This is a genomic window from Streptomyces sp. NPDC127114 (assembly GCF_042677525.1).
Taxonomy (GTDB): domain Bacteria; phylum Actinomycetota; class Actinomycetes; order Streptomycetales; family Streptomycetaceae; genus Streptomyces.
Window position 1 is genome coordinate 143,339 of sequence record NZ_JBHXTJ010000001.1, and the last position, 16,703, is coordinate 160,041.

The 16,703-nt window shown below is 73.4% G+C and carries 13 protein-coding genes; 5 read left to right on the forward strand and 8 right to left on the reverse strand.

Annotated features, from left to right (window positions below; genetic code table 11):
- Nucleotides 1-5 precede the first annotated feature (5 nt).
- From ACFVGS_RS00635 to ACFVGS_RS00650, 4 genes are all read right to left on the reverse strand, one after another.
- A complete protein-coding gene (locus ACFVGS_RS00635) occupies nucleotides 6-1,301 on the reverse strand; it encodes a sugar ABC transporter permease (RefSeq protein ID WP_384407213.1) in 1,296 nt (431 codons plus the stop codon).
- Complete coding sequence (locus tag ACFVGS_RS00640; protein WP_384407215.1) at nucleotides 1,298-2,098, reverse strand: ATP-binding cassette domain-containing protein; 801 nt, start codon at nucleotides 2,096-2,098, stop codon at nucleotides 1,298-1,300. The genes ACFVGS_RS00635 and ACFVGS_RS00640 overlap by 4 nt, the downstream gene beginning before the upstream one ends.
- A 43-nt stretch (nucleotides 2,099-2,141) precedes the next feature.
- On the reverse strand, nucleotides 2,142-3,233 hold the full coding sequence (locus ACFVGS_RS00645; RefSeq protein ID WP_384407217.1) for a substrate-binding domain-containing protein: 1,092 nt from the start codon (nucleotides 3,231-3,233) through the stop codon (nucleotides 2,142-2,144).
- Nucleotides 3,234-3,423: 190 nt separating this feature from the next.
- Nucleotides 3,424-4,833, reverse strand: coding sequence for an aminopeptidase P family protein (locus ACFVGS_RS00650; RefSeq protein WP_385688951.1), 1,410 nt, complete (start codon nucleotides 4,831-4,833; stop codon nucleotides 3,424-3,426).
- A 144-nt stretch (nucleotides 4,834-4,977) separates the two neighbouring features.
- Between ACFVGS_RS00650 and ACFVGS_RS00655 the strand changes: the two genes are divergently transcribed.
- The 5 genes from ACFVGS_RS00655 (at nucleotide 4,978) to ACFVGS_RS00675 (ending at nucleotide 12,679) form a co-directional block, all read left to right on the forward strand.
- Nucleotides 4,978-5,961, forward strand: coding sequence for a LuxR family transcriptional regulator (locus ACFVGS_RS00655; protein WP_384407221.1), 984 nt, complete (start codon nucleotides 4,978-4,980; stop codon nucleotides 5,959-5,961).
- Nucleotides 5,962-6,330: 369 nt separating this feature from the next.
- Nucleotides 6,331-6,582, forward strand: coding sequence for a hypothetical protein (locus ACFVGS_RS00660; protein ID WP_384407223.1), 252 nt, complete (start codon nucleotides 6,331-6,333; stop codon nucleotides 6,580-6,582).
- 136 nt (nucleotides 6,583-6,718) lie between these two features.
- The gene (locus ACFVGS_RS00665; RefSeq protein WP_385688954.1) at nucleotides 6,719-7,489 is read left to right on the forward strand and encodes an HlyD family efflux transporter periplasmic adaptor subunit; all 771 of its coding nucleotides are present in this window, start codon (nucleotides 6,719-6,721) and stop codon (nucleotides 7,487-7,489) included.
- Complete coding sequence (locus tag ACFVGS_RS00670; RefSeq protein WP_384407227.1) at nucleotides 7,486-9,708, forward strand: NHLP family bacteriocin export ABC transporter peptidase/permease/ATPase subunit; 2,223 nt, start codon at nucleotides 7,486-7,488, stop codon at nucleotides 9,706-9,708. Before ACFVGS_RS00665 ends, ACFVGS_RS00670 begins: the two co-directional genes overlap by 4 nt.
- A 136-nt stretch (nucleotides 9,709-9,844) precedes the next feature.
- A complete protein-coding gene (locus ACFVGS_RS00675) occupies nucleotides 9,845-12,679 on the forward strand; it encodes an NHLP bacteriocin export ABC transporter permease/ATPase subunit (RefSeq protein WP_385689499.1) in 2,835 nt (944 codons plus the stop codon).
- 23 nt (nucleotides 12,680-12,702) lie between these two features.
- Here ACFVGS_RS00675 and ACFVGS_RS00680 read toward each other — a convergent pair whose 3' ends face one another.
- The 4 genes from ACFVGS_RS00680 to ACFVGS_RS00695 form a co-directional block, all read right to left on the reverse strand.
- The gene (locus tag ACFVGS_RS00680; protein ID WP_385688957.1) at nucleotides 12,703-13,350 is read right to left on the reverse strand and encodes an alpha-ketoglutarate-dependent dioxygenase AlkB; all 648 of its coding nucleotides are present in this window, start codon (nucleotides 13,348-13,350) and stop codon (nucleotides 12,703-12,705) included.
- 73 nt (nucleotides 13,351-13,423) lie between these two features.
- Nucleotides 13,424-14,296 (reverse strand): NmrA family NAD(P)-binding protein, encoded by an 873-nt coding sequence (locus tag ACFVGS_RS00685; protein ID WP_385688959.1) that lies wholly within the window; start codon nucleotides 14,294-14,296, stop codon nucleotides 13,424-13,426.
- 7 nt (nucleotides 14,297-14,303) lie between these two features.
- Nucleotides 14,304-15,221 (reverse strand): thermonuclease family protein, encoded by a 918-nt coding sequence (locus ACFVGS_RS00690; protein ID WP_385688962.1) that lies wholly within the window; start codon nucleotides 15,219-15,221, stop codon nucleotides 14,304-14,306.
- A 108-nt stretch (nucleotides 15,222-15,329) separates the two neighbouring features.
- Nucleotides 15,330-16,688 carry an aldehyde dehydrogenase family protein gene (locus ACFVGS_RS00695; protein WP_385688964.1) on the reverse strand — a complete coding sequence of 453 codons (1,359 nt, stop codon included), beginning with the start codon at nucleotides 16,686-16,688 and terminating at the stop codon, nucleotides 15,330-15,332.
- Between the last annotated feature and the right edge of the window lie 15 nt (nucleotides 16,689-16,703).

Here is a 16,703-nt window from a genome sequence, read left to right on the forward strand (position 1 = left end):
ACGCCTCAGGCGCGTCCCGCGGCCTTCTGGCTGCGCCGGGACAGGGAGTCCACGACCACGGCGGCGAGCAGCACCGCGCCGGTGATCATGAACTGGACGGCGTTGCTGACGCCCATGATGTTCATGCCGGACTGGATGGAGCCGATGACGAGCGCGCCGAGGAGCGCGGACCACACCGAGCCTCGCCCGCCGAACAGGCTGGTGCCGCCGATGACCGCGGCGGCGATGACGTTCATCAGGAGGTTGCCGCCGCCGGAGGTCTGGCTCGCGGACTGGATCTGGCCGGCGAGGAAGATGCCGCCGACGGCCGCCATGGTGCCGGAGATGGTGAAGACGCTCATCCGGACGAAGGCCACGCTGATGCCGGCGCGGCGGGCGCCCTCGATGTTGCCGCCGACCGCGAAGACCTGCCGCCCGTAACGGGTGCGGCGGAGCACGAAGTCGAGGAGCACCAGCAGGACGAGGAAGATCAGCAGCGCCAGCGGCAGGCCCTGGTACTGGTTGAGGATGTACGCGGCGGCGAAGGCGAGGGCCCCGATGACGACCGTCCTGATCACGATCTCGGCGACCGGCCGGAACGGCACCCGGGCCGCCTGCCGCCGCTTCGCGTCGAGCAGCGAGGCGAGCAGGAACAGACCGGTGCCGACGCCCGCCGTGACGTAGGAGACGGCCGCGTTGTGGAAGATCGTCGAGTAGAGCTCGGCGACGATGGTCTCGCTCGGGATGTTGACGGTGCCGGAGGTGCCGAGCACCTGGAGCATCAGGCCGTTCCAGAAGAGGTTGCCGGCCAGGGTGACGACGAAGGCGGGCACGCCGACCTTGGCGAAGAAGAAGCCGTGGATGAGGCCGACCGCCGCTCCCCCGGCGACGGCGACCAGCAGCGCCAGCCATTCGTTCATGCCGTTGAGCACGTTGAGCACGGCGAACACGGCCGCGCACAGACCGCTGACGGAGCCGACGGAGAGGTCGATCTCGCCGAGCAGCAGGACGAAGACGATGCCGACGGCGATCATGCCGGTGCCGACGATCTGCTGGCTGAGGTCCGAGAGGTTCTGTGCGGAGAGGAAGGTGCTGTCCAGGCTGCCGAAGACGGTCCAGATGACGACGATGGCGACGACGACCGGCAGGGAGCCCAGCTCGCCGCTGCGCAGCTTGCGCCGGAACTCGCCGAGATAGCCGCGGAAGCCCTCCTCGCGGACGATGAGCCGGCTGTCGACGGCGGGGACGGCCTCCGGCGCGGGTCGCTGGGTGGCGGCGTCACCGGGCGCGCCCGGCCCGCCGGGCTTCCGTTCGCGTCTCATGGCTCCTCCTCCCCGCGGGCCTGCCGTTCTTCGCGGATGCGGGCCTGACGCCGGGTCACGGCGCTCTCGGTGGCGCCGGTGATGGCGGAGATGATCTCCTCGGTGCTGGTGGCGCGTTTGTCGAAGAGGCCGTTGTTGCGGCCGAGCCGCAGCACCGCGATGGTGTCCGCGACCGCCATCACGTCCACCATGTTGTGGCTGATGAGGATGGTCCCCAGGCCGTGCTCGCGGAGCCGTTCGACGAGGTCGAGGACCTCGGCGGTCTGCTCGACGCCCAGCGCGGCGGTGGGCTCGTCCAGGATGACGACCTTGGGGTCGCCGATGAGGGAGCGGGCGATGGCCACCGTCTGGCGCTGGCCGCCGGACAGGGAGGCGACCGGGATGCGGACGCTGGGGATGCGGATGGACAGGGTTTCCAGGAGTTCGCGGGAGCGCTGCTCCATGCGGACCTCGTCGAGCACGCCGAAGCGGCGCAGTTCGCGGCCGAGGAAGAGGTTGCCGACCACGTCGAGGTTGTCGCACAGCGCGAGGTCCTGGTAGACGGTGGCGATGCCGAGGTTCTGGGCGTCGTGGGGCCGGTTGATGGACACCGGCCTGCCCTGCCACTCGATGACGCCCTCGTCGGGCGGGTTCACCCCGGCGATCGCCTTGACGGCGGTCGACTTGCCGGCGCCGTTGTCGCCGACCAGGGCGACGACCTCACCGGCGTGCACGTCCAGGTCGACGTCCGACAGGGCCTGGACCGCGCCGAACCGCTTGGAGATTCCCCGTAGCGTGAGCACAGGTGTTTCCGGCACCGCCACCGCCTCCGACCCTGCCAGGCCCGTCTTCGCCGGGCGGTTACTCGAGTCCGGCCTGCTTGCACGCGGCCTCGTACGTCGGCGTGCAGATCTCGTCGACCGTGTAGAGACCGTCCTTGACGACGGTGTCCTTGATGTTGGTCTTGTCGACCACGACCGGCGTCAGCAGGTTGGCCGGCACCTTGTCGCCGCTGCCGTTGGTGACGGTCAGGGGGACGAGGTCCTTCGGGAGCGCCTTGCCCTCGGCGAGGTTGACGGCCATCGTGGCGGCGATGTCGGCCTCGGGCTTGTACGGCTTCATGATGGTGATCGTCTGATCACCGACCAGAATGCGCTGGATGGCGTCGAGTTGGGCGTCCTGACCGGTCAGCGGCACTTTGATGCCGGCCGCCTTGAGGGCGGTCGAGATGCCGGCGGCGAGGCCGTCGTTGGCGGAGTAGACGCCGACGATCTTGTCCTTGCCGAGTGCGCTGATGGCTCCGGACATCTGCTGGTTGGCGTTGTTCGGGTCCCAGTTGGGAGTGTCGTACTCCTTGCCGATCTTCACCTTGCCGTCGAGCACGGAGTGTGCGCCGGCCTTGAAGTCGGCGGCGTTCGGGTCGGTGGGCGAGCCGTTGTGCATCACGATCTGGCCGGAGTCGGCCTTGTCGCCGAGGGCGTCGAGGAGCGCCTTGCCCTGCAGCTCGCCGACCTTGCGGTTGTCGTACGAGACGTAGGAGTCGACCGGGCCCTGGGCGAGCCGGTCGTAGGCGACGACCTTCACGCCGGCGGCGTGGGCCTTGTCCACCGAGGACTGGATCGACTTGGAGTCCACCGCGTCCAGGATGAGCACCTTGTCGCCCTTGGCGAGCGCGGTGTTGACCTGCTGTTGCTGCGTGGTCGCGCTCTCGGCCGCGTTGTAGTAGTCGACCTGGGCGCCGGGCGCCAGCTCCTGGATCTTCTGCTCGATGTAGGGCTTGTCGAACTTCTCGTACCGGGTCGTCTTGCTCTCCGGGAGCAGCAGCCCGATCTTGATCTCCTGACGCTGGGCCGAGTCCGAAGCTGGCTGGGCGACGCCACTCGTGGCCACCGCACTCAGGGACAGGACCGCGGTTCCCGCGACGGCGATCGCCGCGCGCACTGTACGGGTCATGGCAGGCTCCTTCCGCGCGCCCTCGAGCCCTCTACCGCGGGGCTACGAGGCTTGCGAAGACTGCCTGACCGCGGGAGCGTCGGCGCACCTATGGCCTATGTATCGACATTAGCCCCAACCCGTGGCGCCTTCCATTCGCGGCGCCGTGCCCCCCGTGGGCACGGCGCCGCTCCCGGTGCCGCTCCCCCGGTCAGCCGGCGTGCCGGGCCATCCAGGCCTCGACCTCGTCGGCGGACCTGGGCAGACCCGCCGACAGGTTCTCGTGGCCGTCCTCGGTGACGAGGAGGTCGTCCTCGATGCGGACGCCGATGCCCCGCCACTCCTCGGGCACGGTCAGGTCGTCCGGCTGGAAGTAGAGCCCGGGCTCGACGGTGAGCACCATGCCGGGCTCCAGGACGCCGTCGACGTACTCCTCGTTGCGGGCGTGGGCGCAGTCGTGGACGTCCAGGCCGAGCATGTGGCCGGTGCCGGCCATGGTGAAGCGGCGCTGGAGGCCGAGTTCGTAGGCGCGCTCGGCGGGGCCCTCGATGAAGCCCCACTCGACGAGCCGGGCGGCGAGGTGGCGCTGGGCCGCCTCGTGGAAGTCGCGGTAGGCGGCCCCGGGCTTGACGGCGGCCATGCCGGCCTCCTGCGCCTCGTACACCGCGTCGTAGACCCGGCGCTGGACGGGCGTGAAGGTGCCGCTGATGGGGAGGGTGCGGGTGACGTCGGCGGTGTAGAGGCTGTTCGTCTCCACGCCGGCGTCGAAGAGCAGCAGTTCGCCGGGGCGCACGGGTCCGTCGTTGGTGGTCCAGTGCATGATCGTGGCGTGCTCGCCCGCGGCGCAGATGGAGCCGTAGCCGACGGAGTTGCCCTCCAGGCGGGCGCGGCGGAAGAAGGTGCCCTCGATCCAGCGCTCGGAGGTGGCGACGGCGCGGGAGAGCTCGGCGATCGCGTCGGTGAAGCCGCGCACGGTGGAGTCGACCGCCTTGCGCATCTCGCCGATCTCCCAGGCGTCCTTCACCAGGCGCAGGCCGCTCAGCACCTCCTCCAGCTCGTCGTCGCGCTCCTCGTCGGTGCTGACGGCGGCCTCGAGGACCGGGTCGACGCCGCGGACGACACGGGTGGGCACGGTGGAGGCGGCGAGGTCCCGGGCGGCGGTGCGGACGTCCCGGCAGGGCAGGCCGAGGACGCGCTCGGACTCGGCGAGGGAGCGGCGGCGGCCCATCCACAGCTCGGCGTGGTAGCCGCTCCAGAACTCGTCGGTGTCCCGGCCGTCGCGCGGCAGCTGGTAGCAGTAGGCGTCGTGGCCGCCGTCCGCGCGCGGTTCGAGCACCAGGGCGCCGTCCCTGGCCTGGTCGCCGGTCATGTGCACGTAGCCGGAGTACGGGCGGAAGGGGTAGGTGTCGTCGTTGGAGCGGGCCTTGAGGTTGCCCGAGGGGATCACCAGGCGCTCGCCGGGGAAGCGGGCGGAGAGCGCCGCGCGGCGGAGGGCCGCGTACGGGGCCTGCTCGTCGGGAGTGAGGTCGTGCCGTTCGGTGTCGGCCCAGCCGGTGCGCATCAGCGCCGACAGTTCCTCGGAGATGCCTGCGTACAGACCGTTCTTCCGGGCCTTGGCCACGTCGTACCCCTTCGTCGGTTTGCTCGCGTGTTCGGGTGAGCTTGCGGTTCCGGACGGTAGTCCTCCCGGCGGACGGCGTGGGCCCGGGAGTGCCAGTGGCACTGATCGGACACGCAGGGGTCGGAGGGCGCCGACAATGAGGGCATGACGAACGCGAAACTCGGTGAGGCGCTGCGGCTCCTGGGGGTCGGTCCCGCGGCGGGACGGGTCTACCGGGCGCTGCTCGCATCGGCGCCCGCGCCGCTCGGCGTGATCGGGCGTGCGGCGGGCCTGGGCGGCGCCGAGCTGTCCGACGCGTACGCGGAGCTGGTCGACGCGGGCCTGGCCAGCGCGGCCGACGGCGAGGGCGACGTGGTGGCGCCGGTGCCGCCCGCGGCGGGCCTGGAGATCCTGGCCCGGCACCGGGCGGCGGAGCTGGAGGAGTCGCGGATCGCGGTGGGCGGAGCCTTCGAGTCGTTCCGGCGGCACCGGCTGGCCGCCTACAACGACGACCTGGTCGAGGTCGTCACGGGGGAGGCGATCGGGCCGCGGATGCGGCACGCGTGGGCGAGCGCGCGGGAGCAGATCCGGCAGTTCGAGTCGCCGCCGTACGTGCTGCTGCCCGGCGCCACGGAGGACGCGCTGGCGACGCTGGCGCGCGGGGTGCGGCAGCGGGTCGTGTACTCCCGGGAGTCCCTGGAGCACCCGGGACACCTGCGGGACGCCATCGAGCCGGCCATCGCGGCGGGCGAGCAGGCGCGGGTGCTGCCCTCGGTGCCGGTGAAGCTGCTGATCATCGACGAGGCGTACGCCCTGGTGTCGCTGTCGATCAGGGAGGCGGACGTGGTCAACACGATGCTGGTGGTGCAGCCGTGCGGGCTGCTCTCCGCGCTGGTGGCGCTGTTCGAGCAGTGCTGGAACAGCGCGCTGCCCTTCCACGGCGGCGCGGCCCGGCCCGCCGCCCTGCCGCCCGCCGACCGCCGGCTGCTGCGGCTGCTCGCGGGCGGGGCGAGCGACGAGGTCATCGCGCGCGAACTCGGTGTCAGCCGCCGGACCCTGTTCCGGCGGCTGCAGGTCCTGATGGCCCGCCTCGGCGCGGCGAACCGCTTCCAGCTGGCGCTGCAGGCGCAGCGGGCCGGCTGGCTGTGAGCGGCCGCGAGCGCCGGGGGCCGCGGGCCGTACCGCGCCTTCGTCACCGCCTGCCGAGAACCTGCACATTGTGTACGTGACTTGAACCGGGCCTCCCCCACCGCTCGCCGGACCGGCACACCACCCGAGGCTCGCTGCCGGGTTTCGTCCCGGTTCGTCCGCCACCCTTCGAGGACCCCCGGAATCTGTTACTCCGCTCTGCGGAGAAGTCGTCGCCATTGGGTGAAACATGCTGCACGGGCGGCTTCCAGTGGTGCGCGAAAGGTGCCGAAAAGGCGTCAAGGGAATTGGCTCGTACACCCGTTGGCGTGCTTTGATCTGGCCCGCCGCGGCAGACGGATTCCCCCCACTGAACGAAAGGTGCGCTCCATGCGTAACGACATCGAGACCCGCGAGATCGCCGACACCGAGCTCGACGCCGTGTCCGGCGGTGTCATCAGCGTCAACGGCGGTCTCGCCGGCGCCGTGACCGGCGACGTCACCAACCTGCTCGGCACCGTCGGCAACCTGCAGACCGTGCAGAACGTCGAGGGCCTCGTCAACGGCGTCCCCGGCCTGGTCCAGGGCGTCACCGGCGTCTCGGTGAACACCGGCGCCATCACCGGCATCGCCGGTCTCTGAGCGAGTCCCACCGCCGGACGCCCCGGGGCACACGCCCCGGGGTGTCCGGCACCCGCGGCGGGACCGACGGGGGTCGTCCCGCCGCGGTACGGCGGCACAGGAAAACGCAGTCGAACTGCGGTCGAAGGAACAGTCCATGCAGTTTCGCCAGAAGGCCCTTTCCAAGCTGCAGTCCCCCGAGGAACTCGATCTCCCGGTGCGTTTCGCGCGCCCCCAGGGCCGGCTCGTCCTGGCCGTCACGGTGCTCGTGATGGCCGCCGCCGGGTACTGGGCGTTCACCGGCACGGTGACGTCGAAGCTGAGCGCGCCCGGCATCCTCACCCACGCCGAGGGCCGCTACCTGCTGCAGAGCCCGGTGGCCGGGCAGGTGACCGAGGTCCTGGTCGCCGAGGGCCGGACGGTCACCGCCGGAGAACCGCTCGCCGTCGTCCGCACGGACCGCGGCGACAAGCCCGTGCGCGCCGTGGCCGGCGGCCGGGTGGCCGTCCTGTTCGCCCGTACCGGCGCCGTCGTGACGGCCGGCGCCGACGTGGCCGCCGTCGAGCGGGTCACGGACCCGGACGAACCGCTGGTGGCGGTGCTGTACGTGCCGGCCGGCGAGGCCTCCTCGGTCCGCACGGGCACCGCCGTCGACGTGACCGTCCCCCACGCCGCCGGAACCCGTGCCGGGACGCTGCGCGGCCGGGTCACCGCCGTGGGCCGCGCACCCCAGTCCCGTGCGCAGATCGGCGGCTTCCTCGGCGACGACGGGCTCGCGGCGGAGTTCACCCGGCAGGGCAACCCGGTGGCGGTGCTCGTGCGCCTCCCCCGCTCCCCCGAAGGCCCGGACCCCGCCGGCTCCGGCACGCCGGTCACCGGCTCCGTCCACCTCTCCTCGCAACGTCCCGTCGACTGGCTGCTCCCGTGAACCCGCGCAAGAAGACCTCCCGCCCCCGGCGCCGTCCGGCCCGCACCGCGCCGCCCCGCGGCCGCGGGACCCGCACCGTCCGCACCCCGACGGTGCTGCAGATGGAGGCGGTGGAGTGCGGCGCCGCGGCGCTCGCGACGGTGCTCGGGCACCACGGCCGGTTCGTGCCGCTGGAGGAGCTGCGCATCGCGTGCGGAGTCTCACGCGACGGCTCGCGGGCCAGCAACCTCCTGAAGGCGGCGCGGAGTTACGGGCTGACGGCCAAGGGCATGCAGATGGACCTGGCGGCGCTCGCCGAGGTCGTGGCGCCGGCCGTGCTGTTCTGGGAGTTCAACCACTACGTCGTCTACGAGGGCATGGGCCGGCGCCTGGGCCGGTCCGGCGTGTACGTCAACGACCCCGCCAAGGGCCGCCGTTTCGTGCCCATGGAGGAGTTCGACACCGCCTTCACCGGAATCGTCCTCGTCTTCGAACCGGGCGCCGGCTTCCGGCGCGGCGGCCGCAGGCCGGGCGTCCTGGACGCCGTGCCCGCCCGGCTGCGCGGCACCTCGGGCACGATGGCCGCCGCGGTGCTCGCGAGCGTGCTGCTCGTGGCGGTCGGCGCGTGGGTGCCGGCGCTCAGCCGTACGTACATCGACAGCTTCCTGATCGGCGGGCAGTCCTCGCTGCTCGGCGTGCTGTTCGCGGCGATGGCCACCGCGCTGGTCCTCACGGCGGCGCTCACGGCGCTCCAGCAGGGCAATCTGCTGCGCGGGCGCGTGGTCTCCTCGACCCTCGGCGGCGCCCGCTTCCTGCGGCACCTGCTCCGGCTCCCGGTCGCCTTCTACGCCCAGCGCAGCCCGGCGGACCTGGTGCAGCGGCTGCGCTCCAACGACCAGGTCGCCGAGACCCTCGCCCGCGACCTGTCGGCGGCGGGCGTGGACGCCGTCGTGGTGCTGCTGTACGCGGTGCTGCTGTGGACCTACGACCCGCAGCTGACCCTGGTCGGCGTGGGCGTGGCGCTGCTCAACGTGGTGGCGCTGCGGATCACGATGCGGGTCCGGGCCACCGGCACGCACAAACTGCGCGCCGAGAGCGCCCGGCTGACCAACACCTCGTACGGCGGTCTCCAGCTGATCGAGACGATCAAGGCCACGGGCGGCGAGGACGGCTTCTTCCGCCGCTGGTCGGGGCAGCACGCGGTCACGCTCGACGTGCAGCAGCGGCTCGGCGTGCCCGGCGCGTGGCTGGCCATCGTGGCGCCCACGCTGGCCGCGCTGAACAGCGCGCTGATCCTGATGATCGGCGGACTGCGCGCCGTGGAAGGCCATCTGACGGTGGGTCTGCTCGTCGCCTTCCAGTCCCTGGTGACCGGCTTCACGGCGCCCGTCGCGCGTCTGGGCGGGGTCGCGGGCCGGATCCAGGACTTCGCCGCGGACGTCGCCCGGCTCAAGGACGTGGAGAACTTCCCCGTGGACCCGGTCCACACCCGACGCGAGCCCGCCGCCGGTGCCCGCAGGCTCACCGGCCATGTGGAGCTCGACGGCGTCACCTTCGGCTACAGCCCGCTGGACGCGCCGCTCCTGAAGGACTTCTCGCTCGCGGTCGGCCCCGGGCAGCAGGTCGCGCTCGTCGGCGGCTCGGGCAGCGGCAAGTCCACGGTCTCGCGGCTGATCGCCGGTCTGTACGCGCCGTGGGAGGGCGCGGTCCGCATCGACGGGATGCCGCTCGCGGACATCCCGCGCGGCGCGCTCGCCGCCTCCGTGTCCTTCGTCGACCAGGACGTCTTCCTCTTCGAGGGCACCGTCCGCGACAACGTGGCGCTCTGGGACCCGTCGGTGCCGGACGAGGCGGTCGTCGCGGCGCTCGCGGACGCCGCCGTCCTGGACGTGGTCTCCCGCCGCCCCGGCGGCATCCACAGCCGGGTCGAGCAGGACGGCCGGAACTTCTCCGGCGGGCAGCGGCAGCGGCTGGAACTGGCCCGGGCCCTGGTCCGCGACCCCAGCGTGCTGGTCCTCGACGAGGTGACCAGCGCCCTGGACGCGGTCACCGAGCGGGAGGTCATCGACAATCTGCGGCGGCGCGGCTGCGCCTGTGTGGTCATCGCCCACCGGCTGAGCACCGTGCGCGACAGCGACGAGATCCTGGTCCTCGACCGGGGCACGGTCGTGGAACGCGGGCGGCACGCCGGTCTGGTGGCCGCGGGCGGGCCGTACGCCGAACTGGTCAAGGAGCACTGAGGTGACCACGCCGAGCCCCGTCACACCCGGCACCGTCCACGTCACCGCCACCGGGACCGGCACCACGGCCTGGACCGGGACCGGGAGCACGGCCGGGGCCGGCACCGGAACCGCCGGTGCGTACCCGCAGGACCCGGTGCTCGCCGCGCTCGGCGGGCTCGGCGCGGGCGTGGACTGCTCCGGCCTGCGCAGTCTGTCCCTGGAGGGACCGTCCGTGCTGTGGCTGGTCGTGCACGGCAGCCTCGACCTGTTCGCGGTGGACGCGGCTCGCGCCGGGGCCTGGCACTTCCTCGGCCGGGTCGGCACCGGCGCGCTGCTGCTCGGGCCCGCCGAGGGCCCTCGGCACACCCTGGTCGGCCGCCCTTCCGCGGAGTGCCTGCTGCGCCGCGTCGAACTGCGCGAGCTGCACCGGCCGGAGCCGGCGGCGTACGGGGGCGGGGAGTACGGCGCCGGGGACGCCGCCTGGCAGGGGCCGCAGGGCTGGTACGGAGCCGGCGCGCCGGCCGCGAGCCCGCTGGAGGACGCCTTCGCGCTCGGCGTGGGCCGCGGCCTGCGGGTCCTGTACGAGGCTCCGCTCGACGACCGGACCGGCGAGCAGGGTGCCGTCACGGACGACGAGGTCATGTGGATGCGGGTCCCGCCGGGGAGCCTGGCGTACGGAGCGGTGTACGAGGCGGCCGCGGCCGGCACCCTGCTCGTGGACGCGGCGCTGTGGCAGGGCATGGTGGAGCAGCAGTACCGGCTGCTGTACGCCCTGGACGACTGGATCGAGGAGCGGGAGCGGGCGCAGGAGGACCGTACGGCGGCCGGTCTCGCGGCGGGCCGGGCGGCCGGCAGCGAGGCCGACCGTACGCTGCTCGCCGCCCTCGGCCGGCACGGCGGGCGGACCCGCGGCGGGGGCGACGCCGACGCCACGCTCGCCGTATGCCGGCTCGTCGCGGCGGACGCCCGCATCGCCCTGCCGGAGACGGTCGCCGGTACCGCGGCGGCCGGTGACGAGCGGCTCGACCCGGTGGAGCGGATCGCGCTCGCCGCCCGCGTGCGCACCCGCGAGGTCGCGCTGCGCGGCCGCTGGTGGCGTGAGAACGCGGGCCCCCTGGTGGGCCGCCGGGAGCCGGACGGAGCGCCGGTGGCGCTGCTGTGGCGGCGCGGCCGCTACGTGGCGGTCGACCGCCCCGGTGGGCGGCGCGAGCGGATCGGCGCCGACGCGGCCGCCGGGTTCGAGGACCGGGCGGTGATGTTCTACCGGCCGCTGCCCGAGGGCCGGCTCGGTCTGGCACGGCTGCTGCGGTTCTGCGCCCGCGGCACCCGCCAGGAGGTGCGGGACCTGCTGCTCGCCGGTCTGGTGTCGGTGGTCCTCGGCGCCACGGTGCCGCTGGCGACCGGTCGGATCCTGGGCAGTTACGTGCCGGCCGGCGAGAGCGGCCTGATCGTGCGGACGGCGCTGGCGCTCGTCGCGGCGGCCGTGGTGTCGGCCGCGTTCATGCTGCTGCAGAACGTCGCCCTGCTGCGGATGGAGGGCCGGATCGAGGCCACGCTCCAGCCGGCCGTCTGGGACCGGCTGCTGCGGCTGCCGACGACCTTCTTCACCGGCCGCTCGACCGGTGAGCTCGCCAACGCGGCCCTCGGCATCGGTGTCATCCGCCGCATGCTGTCCGGCGTGGCCCCGGTCTGTCTCCAGGCGGGCGCGGTCGGCGCGGTGAACCTCGTGCTCCTGCTCACGCACGGCGTGCGGCTGGCGCTCGTGGCCCTCGCGATGCTGCTCGTGGTCGGGGCGGTGCTGCTCGGCCTCGGCCTGTGGCAGCTGCGCCACCAGCGGCGGCTCGTCGAGCTGGGCAACCGGCTCGACAACCAGGCCTTCCAGACCCTGCGGGGGCTGCCCAAGCTGCGGGTCGCGGCGGCCGAGAGCTTCGCCTACGCGGCCTGGGCGCGGGAGTTCGCGCGGACCCGGGTGCTGCAGCAGCGGGCCGGCCGGATCCAGAACGCCGTCACCGTCATCGGCGCGGTGTGCCTGCCGCTGTGCACCCTGGTGATGTTCGTGCTGCTCGCCGGTCCCGCCCGGGGCACGATGTCGGCGGCCGGCTTCCTCACCTTCTCCACGGCGCTGACGATGCTGCTCGCCTCGGTCACCCAGCTGACCGGTGCGTTCCTGTCGGTCGCCGCCGTGCTGCCCGTGTTCGAGCAGGTCGAGCCGATCCTTCGGGAGGCGCCCGAGGTGCGGGGAGGAGCGGCCCGCCCGGGCGTGCTGAGCGGCGCGATCGAGGCCCGGCAGTTGTCGTACCGGTACGGCGACGACGGTCCGCTGGTGCTCGACGGCGTCGATCTCACCGTCGGAGCCGGGGAGTTCGTGGCGGTGGTGGGGGCGAGCGGCTGCGGCAAGTCGACGCTGCTGCGGCTGCTCATCGGTTTCGACCGGCCCACGGAGGGAGTGGTGCGTTACGACGGCCAGGACCTGGCCGCGCTCGACCAGGCGGCGGTGCGCCGCCAGTGCGGCGTGGTGCTGCAGCACGCCCAGCCGCTCACCGGCTCGATCCTGGACTGCGTGCGCGGCGCGGAGGCGTACACCCTGGAGGAGGTCTGGGAGGCCGTCGCGCTCGCCGGTCTCGCCGAGGACGTGCGGGCGATGCCGATGGGCCTGCACACGATGCTCTCCGACGGCGGCGGCACCGTCTCGGGCGGGCAGCGCCAGCGGCTGATGATCGCCCAGGCCCTGATCCGCAGGCCGCGGATCCTGTTCCTCGACGAGGCGACGAGCGCCCTCGACAACGAGGCCCAGCGGGTGGTCATCGAGTCCACCCGGGCGCTGCGGGCGACCCGGGTCGTGATCGCCCACCGCCTGTCGACGGTGATGGGCGCCGACCGGGTCGTCGTGATGGCCGAGGGCCGGGTCGTGCAGCAGGGCACTCCGGCCGAGCTCCTCGCGGACCCGGCCGGCCCGTTCCATGAGCTGGCCCGCCGCCAGCTGGCCTGACCTGCCGCTTCGGCCGCGAGCGGTCAGCGCACGCCGCGCGGGCGGAACTGGACGCTGATGCGCGGGCCGACGGCGCGGGTGGTCTTCGGCACGGCGTGTTCCCAGGTGCGCTGGCAGGAGCCGCCCATGACCAGCAGGTCGCCGTGGCCGGACGGCAGCCGGAGGGCGACGGGGCCGCCGCCGCGCGGGCGGAAGGCGAGGTCCCGCGGGTCGCCGAGGGCGAGGATCGCCACCATCGTGTCGTGGGTCGCGGAACGGCCGGTGCGGTCGCCGTGCCAGGCGACGCTGTCGCGGCCGTCGCGGTAGAGGCAGAGTCCGGCGGTGGCGAAGGGCTCGCCCAGCTCCCGGGCGTAGTGGGCCCCGAGCGCGTCGCGGGCCTCGGTGAGCGCCGGGTGCGGGAGCGGGACGCCCTCCCCGTAGTGCGCGAGCAGGCGCGGGACGGCGACCACGTTGTCGTACATGCGCCGTTCCTCGGCCTGCCAGGGCACCTTCGCGGCCAGTTCCTCGAACAGCGCGTCGGCGCCGTGGAGCCAGCCGGGCAGATGGTCGACCCAGGCGCCGTCGCCGAGCTCGGTGCGCCGGATGCCGTCCAGGGGGCCGGGTCCGATGTCGGTGCCCTGGTCGAAGAGGGAGCCCTGGAAGGCGGTGATGCCGGGTCGTGCCGCTGTCATGGATCCAGCGTAGACGATGAACCGAACATGTGAGCGATTCACCGGGGTGGCGGTACGGCGTGGTCCCGGTGCGTCACCGCGGCAGCAGGTGCCGGTAGCTCCGCGGATTGGCCGCGAGGAAGTCCGCGAAGGCCTGAGGCGGGTGCCCGGTCAGGACGCGGACATCGTCGGACACGTCGTCCATCTCGCCGGCGGCCACCGCCTCGTACGAGGTGATCCAGCCTTCCACCTGCCAGTCGGGCGCGTCGTAGCCGGCGCGCGAGGCGTGGGCCTCGTCGCGGGTCTCGGGCACGTAGGTGACCGTGCGCCCGCTGGCCGCGGTCAGCGCGGCGGCGACCTCGGCGAAGCTCAGCGCCTCCGGGCCGGTCATGTCGTACGTGACGCTGTCGTGCTCGTGCCCCGTGGCGCGCAGCACCGCCGCGGCCGACTCGGCGACGTCGTCGTGGGTGACGGCACCCACCCGGCCGTCGCCGGCGGGGCCGCGCAGCACGCCGTCGGGCGACGCCATCGCTGCCAGGTCCGCCTGGTAGGTGCTGTCGCGCAGGAAGGTGAAGGTCACGCCGGTGGAGCGGATGTGCTGCTCCGTGTGCCAGTGGTCGCGGGCGAAGGTGAAGGTGGCGTGCGGCGCGGCGTTCAGGTACGAGAGGTACACGACCCGCCGCACCCCGGCGACGACGGCCGCGTCCACCACGGTGGCGTGCGTCCTGACCCGGCCCGGGCCCTCGTGCGCCGAGACGAGGAAGAGCGTGTCCACGCCGTCGAGCGCGGCCCGCATCCCGCCGGCGTCGTCGTAGGACGCCGTCCTCGTGTCACCGGTCGGCAGCCGGTCGAGCTTGGCCTGGTCGCGGCCCAGCGCGCGCACCGGCACGCCGGCCTCGGCGAGCAGTCCGGTGACGCGCCGGCCGATCCGGCCGGTCGCGCCGGCGACCGCGACGAGTGCGCTCATGCGGTGCTCATTTCTCGACGAAGAGCAGGTCCTCCGCGGCATGGGTCATGAGGACGGTCCCGCCGTTGACCACCTTGACCACGTTGTGCAGACCGACCAGCTCGCCGGGGCTCGGGGTGGGTCGCAGGATGCGGAAGGCGTCCATGTTCCCGCCCAGGTAGGCCGGGAAGCAGTCCAGGGTGGTGTGTCCCAGCGACAGGTACTCCTTCAGGCGGCGGAAGAGCTTCGGGAGGATGACCGCGCCCTGGGTGATCGAGGTCATGTCCACGACCTTGGCTCCCCTGAGGGTCGCGTCGACCGTCTCGCCGTTCGCGTCGCGCTTCCACACGCCCTTCCCGGGTGCCGTCTTCGCCTGCAGGGCCGCCTCGGCGAGCACCTCGCGCAGGTCCCTGGGCAGACCGGCGTAGAACGTGGGGTAGGCGAGGCCCTCCGCCAGCATGTGGTGATTGGCCGTCTCCCGTACGAGCTTGTCGCGCACGTCGAGTTCGTAGCCGCTGGCCCCCGGCGGGGCGCCCTTGCCCACGAGCGCCACACAGCGCCCGAAGACGTCGGTGCCGCGGGTGAGGATGAAGCCCGGGACCCGGTCGGGGGTCGCTGTGATGTTCTCGACGCCGGGGTGCTGGGGGTCGGGAACGCGCCGGATGTCGCGGAAACCGAGCCACTCGAGCAGCGCGTTCGTGGCGGCGTCGCCCAATTCCCGCGGCTGGCGCTCGACTTCTCCGTAGACGCCGTCGTAGTGGGTCTCCAGCGCGTCGACGCCTTCGAGGCGGACGTTGACCCGGCCCTCCCGCGTGGGCTGCGGCTTCCTGCACCCTCCGACGAGCTTCCACTCCCCCACGTAGTCGGGAACGAACGGAAGCGTGTCACCGTCGGGGCTGGTACGGCCGGAGAGATGGAACGATCCCTTGATCAGCAGCATGGGCATGGTCGCTCCCGAGGTCGCGGCGTTTCGCGGCGTTCGCAGCATGGAAGGGAACCGGCTCTCTTCCATGCTGCGTCGGCCCCGGCGCGACCGCCATCGGAGCGGCGCCCGTCAGCCCGGCGACAGGGTGTACGTGCGGGACGAGGTGTAGAAGTCCAGGGCGGCCCGGCCCTGTTCGCGCGGTCCGTGGCCGGAGGCCTTGGCGCCGCCGAACGGGAGGTGGAAGTCGACTCCGGTGGTCGGTGCGTTGATCCGGACCATGCCGGTGTCGAGCCGGTCGAGCCCGTCCAGGGCGGCGGTCAGGTCCGCGGTGTGGACCGAGGTGACCAGTCCGTAGCGTGCGGCGTTGGTGATCCGCACGGCGTGGTCCAGGTCGCGTGCGGGCAGCAGGACCGCGACGGGCCCGAAGACCTCCTCGCGCAGCAGCCGGTGGCCGGGGGCGGCCTTCTCGACCAGGGTCGGCGCCGCGTACCAGCCGGTGCGGTCCGGGACGGTGCCGCCGGCGAGCACGGAGAGCCCCTGCCAGGCCGCCTGCGTCTCGGCGCGGGCGGCCTCGGAGATGAGCGGGCCGCACACGGTGGCCGGGTCGGCGGGGTCGCCGACGGGGAGGGCCCGCAGCGCCTCGGCCAGGGCGTCGCGCAGCGGGTCGAGCGCGCCGCCGACGGCGACGACGCGGCTGGTGGCGGTGCACTTCTGGCCCGCGTATCCGGCGACGGAGGCGGCGATCTGCGCCGCCGCCCGCGGGATGTCGGCGTCGGGGAGGACGATCGCCGCGTTGAGGCCGCCCATCTCGGCCTGCACGGGGATGCCTCGGGCGGTCGCGGTGCGCACGACGTCGCGGCCGACGGCGGAGGAGCCGGTGAAGGAGACGATGTCGGCGGCGGAGACCAGCGCGCCGCCCTCGGTGGCGCCTCCGGGCACGACGGTGAACACGCCTTCCGGCAGCGCCTGTCCGACGAGTTCGGCGAGCCGCAGGGCGCAGGCCGTGGCCTGGGGAGCGGGCTTGAGGACGACGGCGTTCCCGGCGGCGAGGGCGGGCGCCGCCTTCCAACTGGGAATGGCGAAGGGGAAGTTCCAGGGCGTGACGAGCCCGGCCACCCCGTGCGGGCGGCGCCGGGTGAGCAGCAGGCCCGGGCCGCTCGCCGTCTCGTGGACGGCGCCGGTGGGCTCGTAGGGCGCCTGGGCGTAGTAGCGCCAGAGGGCGACGGTGCGCGCGAGTTCGGCGCGGGCCTCCGTGACCGGCTTGCCGACCTCCCGTACGGCGAGCTCGGCGAGTTCGGTGCTCGCGGCCTCGATCGCGGTGGCGACCGCACCGAGGGCGGCCGAGCGGGCGGCGGCCCCGCCGTGCGCCCAGCCGGGCTGGGCGGCCCGGGCCCGCTCGACCGCGTCCGCCGCGGCGAAGGCGCCGGGGGCCGGGATGTCGACGAGCCGGTCGGCCGGGTCGGCGGGGTTGCGGGAGATGACGGTCATGCGTCGAACCTTCTC

Excerpts from the sequence above, each read along its gene's own strand:
- ACFVGS_RS00635 (WP_384407213.1), bottom strand. The coding sequence starts at position 1,301 with ATGAGACGCGAACGGAAGCCCGGCGGGCCGGGCGCGCCCGGTGACGCC.
- ACFVGS_RS00645 (WP_384407217.1), bottom strand. The coding sequence starts at position 3,233 with ATGACCCGTACAGTGCGCGCGGCGATCGCCGTCGCGGGAACCGCGGTC.
- ACFVGS_RS00655 (WP_384407221.1), top strand. The coding sequence starts at position 4,978 with ATGACGAACGCGAAACTCGGTGAGGCGCTGCGGCTCCTGGGGGTCGGT.
- ACFVGS_RS00660 (WP_384407223.1), top strand. The coding sequence starts at position 6,331 with ATGCGTAACGACATCGAGACCCGCGAGATCGCCGACACCGAGCTCGAC.
- ACFVGS_RS00665 (WP_385688954.1), top strand. The coding sequence starts at position 6,719 with ATGCAGTTTCGCCAGAAGGCCCTTTCCAAGCTGCAGTCCCCCGAGGAA.
- ACFVGS_RS00680 (WP_385688957.1), bottom strand. The coding sequence starts at position 13,350 with ATGACAGCGGCACGACCCGGCATCACCGCCTTCCAGGGCTCCCTCTTC.
- ACFVGS_RS00685 (WP_385688959.1), bottom strand. The coding sequence starts at position 14,296 with ATGAGCGCACTCGTCGCGGTCGCCGGCGCGACCGGCCGGATCGGCCGG.
- ACFVGS_RS00690 (WP_385688962.1), bottom strand. The coding sequence starts at position 15,221 with ATGCCCATGCTGCTGATCAAGGGATCGTTCCATCTCTCCGGCCGTACC.
- ACFVGS_RS00695 (WP_385688964.1), bottom strand. The coding sequence starts at position 16,688 with ATGACCGTCATCTCCCGCAACCCCGCCGACCCGGCCGACCGGCTCGTC.